Origin of the sequence: Clostridium sp. (assembly GCF_040797585.1) — a bacterium.
GTDB lineage: Bacteria > Bacillota > Clostridia > Clostridiales > Clostridiaceae > Clostridium_Z.
In genome coordinates this window covers 1-4502 of sequence record NZ_JBFNEO010000221.1, presented here as the reverse complement: position 1 = coordinate 4502, position 4502 = coordinate 1, and the positions used below count along the sequence as shown (strand labels likewise).

Genomic DNA, 4502 nt, shown 5'->3' with positions numbered 1-4502 from the left:
GATATAGACCTAGTAGGAAGTGCAGTAACTTTAATTGGAGAAGAAGATGAGGTTTTAGAAGAAGTAACTAAGGTTGCTAAAAATACGGATGCAATAAAGGAATATTTAAAATTAACTAATGTGGTAGTTCACCCAACAATAATGTTTAGGAAGAGTATTTTAGAAAATGGAGTGGAGAATTACAGGAATATACCTTTTGCAGAAGATTATGATTTTATGTGTAGAGTAGTTGCAACAGGACATAAAATAACTAACATAGATGAGCCTCTGCTAAAATATAGAATTAGAGAAACATCTATATCAAGAGAGAAGTTTCTAGCACAATTATATAACTCTTTTTATCTAAAAAATCTATATAAGGTTATGTTACATACGGGAAAAGACATATATGATGAAAATGATCTTTATAGTGAGGGAAAGATAGATAAAGGCGAAATTGAAAGATTTAATAAATCAGAGAAATTAAAAAGAGAGGCTTTAAAGTTAAAACAGGACGGATATAAGTTAAAAGGAAGTATTAAAATGGTAAGGTGTAAGCTTTTATCTAAATATGCTTTAAAAAATGCATTATGTACTTTAACTTATAAAATAAAGTTTAAATTTAAAGAGAATTAGGAGTTTGGTTATATGAAGATACTTATTACTGGTGCAAGGGGTCAACTTGGATCTGAAATATACAACATGCTGATTAATAAAGAATCAGAAGTTGGATGTATTTCAGAGAATTTAACTGAAGGAGAAATACTCCCTTTAGGATTAGAAGAGCTCGATATAGTTAATTTAGACAGTGTTAGAGAAGTATTATATAAAGAAAGACCTAATATAGTCATAAACTGTGCCGCATATACTAACGTAGATGGATGTGAAGAAAATTATGATTTAGCATTTAAAGTCAACGCTATAGGTCCAAGAAACTTAGCTATAGTATGTAATGAGATAGATGCAAAGTTAGTTAGCATATCTACAGACTACGTGTTTAAAGGTGATGGAGTAGTACCTTATAAGGAATGTGATATTAACAATCCGATAAGTGCCTATGGAAAAACCAAATTATTAGGTGAAAATTATGTTAGGGAGTTCTGTAGTAAATATTTTATAGTAAGAACTTCTTGGTTATATGGAGTAGATGGTCACAATTTTGTTAAAACCATAATAAAAGCAGCTAAAGAAAAGGGAGTCCTAAATGTTGTTAATGATCAAAGAGGAAATCCAACTAATGCTGAGGATCTAGCCTTCCATATTTTAAAGCTTATGGACACGGAGGAATATGGAATATATCATTGTACAGGGGAAGGTGAGTGTACATGGTATGATTTTGCTAAGGAGATAGTAGAACTATCAGAAATAAAGTGTGAAGTACATCCTATAACTTCAGGTGAGCTTAATAGAGCAGCTAAAAGACCAGAGTTCTCTTCTCTTGATAATATGATGTTAAGATGTACCATAGGTAATGAAATGAGACCTTGGAAAGAGGCTTTAAAAAGTTACATAAGTAGGATGAAGTAGAAGGTAAAGTATATGGATATAAAAAAATCTTTAGTGAAAAATGTAATATATAAGTCGCTTCTAAGCTTATTTAATATAATAATTCCTATATTAATAGGGTCATATGCCCTTAGGGTTATAGGGAAAGATCATATGGGACAGATATATTATGCAGATTCTTTATATCAATATTTCCTAATATTTGCTTCTTTTGGAATATATAATTATGGTCTTAGAGAAGTAAGTAGAATAAGAAAAGACGATGAAAAAATTAAGTCTCTTTTTTCATCTCTATTTATCATTGGGCTTATATCTAATATATTAGTACTATTAGTTTATATAGCCTTTATATTCTTAAATTTTAAAGGGAACGAAAAATTTATTCTACTAAATATATATATGTTTAGTTTATTTTCTAATATTTTTTATGTAGAATGGATTAATGAAGCTCTAGAAAAATATGACTTTATAACTATAAAGACTATAGTAGTTAAAATTATATATATAATAGCACTTTTTACTTTGGTTAAAAGTGAAAAAGATTATTTAATATATGCCGGAATTCTTAGTATCTCTATATTTTTAAATAATATAATAAGCTTTTATTTTATATTTAAGAATATAGGATTTACAAAGAAGTCACTTTCATTTAAGAAGCATACAAAATTTCTTATAATGGCCTTTATAATGGCTAATGCAGGTGTATTGTATACTCAACTAGATATAGTATTTTTAGGGAGTTATGTAAGTGATGAAGCTGTATCATTCTATGCAGCACCTAAAAATCTAGTTCATATGATATATGTTTTTATTATGTCAGTTGTATATGTTACAGTACCAAGATTATCGAATATTTTAGAAGCTAATGATGAAGAGAATTATACAAGACTATTAGATAAAACAACAAGAATCTTAAGTTTATTTTTATTCCCAGCCATGATTGGGATATATATTTTATCAGAAGAGATTATACTTATATATTCTGGAACGCAGTATATTCCAGCTATACCTGTGCTAAGGATCTTTTCTATATATATGATTTCATTAGTTATGGAATCTGTATTATCAAATCAAGTAATGTATGTGAAGAGACATGAAAAGAAACTTATAGTATTTATATTTATTTACGGAGCTATAAACTTAATGGTGAAGCTTATATTAGTGCATTTTAATAAGTTGACTCCAGAAAGTGCTATAATATCTACTACAATGGCAAATTTCCTTTTAGGAATAACAGAATACTTTTATAGTAGAAAAAAATTAGGATTAAATTTAAAGTTGTTAGATATGAAAAAAATGAAGTATTTCATAGTAGCATTAGGATTCTTACCTATAAGTATTATAGTTAGAAAAAGTGTAACATCTACAATAAGTTTAACTCTTTTAATTATGATTCTATGCTCTTTATATTATTTTATTACTTTATATATTTTAAAGGATGACATACTCTTTAGTATAATAAACAAGGTAATGAAAAGAAATAAAGAGCATATTAAGTAATATGGGGTTCCATGCTAATTCTTAAGTTATACGAGGCTTCAAAACATAAGGGTCACTATATGTAAGAAATAATAGTGATGATAAGAGTATTTTTATAGAAAGTAACTTATTTTCATAAACACTAAAGAGCAGACTTTGAGGAGTCTGCTCTTTAGTGTTTGAGTAAAACTTTTAGGCAATAAAACATTGTTTTTTATAGTAAAAATAATGTTTTATTTACTTTTTAGGTTATGAAGAATATAGAAAAGAAACTATATTCTCTAAGTATTAAAATTATTTTATAACAGCACCGTCTGGTCCTAATCTTTTACCCTCAATTACGGTGTTAGTTAACATTTTTCCATTCTGATCTAAATAATATTCTTTACCATCAACAGTGATCCAGCCTTTTTGCATTGCACCATCAGAACCTACATAGAACCAGCCTACAGAGTCATTATCCCAAAGCCATGTATTTGTATCCATAGCACCATTTCCATCTACGTGATACCAAGCTTGGGTCTTACTATCCCAAATCCATTTATCTGTTTCCATAACCCCATCACTATTTAAGTAATAACATTTTCCGTTTGACCAAACCCAGTTATCACTTTCCATATATCCACTATTATTAAAGTAGTAATACTTGTTGTTATCATAAACCCATTCATTATAAATGTAGTTTCCTTTAGATAGGAAGGACCATTTACCATCATATTTAATCCAGCCTTGTACTCTTCTAACAGTTTGTACTACATCTCTTCTATCATATATGTTGCTAATTTCAACAAATCTCCCAGTTTGTGGAGAATGTATATATTTATTAGGGAATATATACAGACCCACATGATGAGGTGATGCTGGATCACCAAAGAATACAAGGTCTCCATTTCTAGCCTCTGATAAAGGTACAGGTTGTCCAAATTTAACCTGTGAATAAGTACTTCGTGTAATATCTACCCCTACAACATTTCTATATACATATTGAGTAAATCCTGAGCAGTCAAAGTTATCTGGTCCAGTACCATTCCATTTATAAGGCTTTCCTATTTGTTGCTTTGCATAGTTAATAATTTCATCGGTTTTAGATTGAATAGCTGCATTAGCATTATGAGGTATGATTGAAAAAATCATTAATAATACAACTGATAAGACTAAATAGCTCTTTTTAAGTTTTTTCATAAAACTTCCCCCTTATATAATTATTGAATCTGTTAAGCTATATGATATTAAGTTTTTTAAGGCGATAGAAAATCAAGTAATTTTTCATATAAGCTTAATTGATTGGTTATTATGTTAACACTTATATTTTTAGTTAAAAAGTAGTATGAGCTTGTACATATAACCTAAAAATGTAAGTGAACAAAACAGATTTAAAGTCTATATTTTTAAAATTAAATAAGCTTTTATAGAAAACAAATATTATAGGATTTTTAGCCTAGATCTTAACTTATACATGTACTTAAATCCTTTAAAATCTTAGATTTTAAGCAGTGTATAAGATAAGCTTTGAATTAAAAAACCTATAGTACAATTAA

The 4502-nt window shown here is 28.3% G+C and carries 3 protein-coding genes and 1 pseudogene; 3 read left to right on the top strand and 1 reads right to left on the bottom strand.

Going from position 1 to position 4502, the window contains the following annotated elements:
- The 3 genes and pseudogenes from AB2369_RS11660 to AB2369_RS11650 all read left to right on the top strand — a co-directional run.
- Positions 1–615, top strand: a pseudogene (locus tag AB2369_RS11660) (hypothetical protein); the annotation flags it as partial.
- A gap of 12 nt (positions 616–627) precedes the next feature.
- Positions 628–1506, top strand: a complete 879-nt coding sequence (gene rfbD / locus AB2369_RS11655) for a dTDP-4-dehydrorhamnose reductase (protein WP_367666650.1) — start codon at positions 628–630, stop codon at positions 1504–1506.
- 12 nt (positions 1507–1518) lie between these two features.
- Positions 1519–2985, top strand: a complete 1467-nt coding sequence (locus AB2369_RS11650; RefSeq protein ID WP_367666649.1) for an oligosaccharide flippase family protein — start codon at positions 1519–1521, stop codon at positions 2983–2985.
- A gap of 273 nt (positions 2986–3258) precedes the next feature.
- Here the strand turns inward: AB2369_RS11650 and AB2369_RS11645 are convergent, their stop codons facing one another.
- Positions 3259–4146: an NlpC/P60 family protein gene (locus tag AB2369_RS11645; RefSeq protein WP_367666648.1), complete on the bottom strand. Its 888-nt coding sequence runs from the start codon at positions 4144–4146 to the stop codon at positions 3259–3261.
- Between the last annotated feature and the right edge of the window lie 356 nt (positions 4147–4502).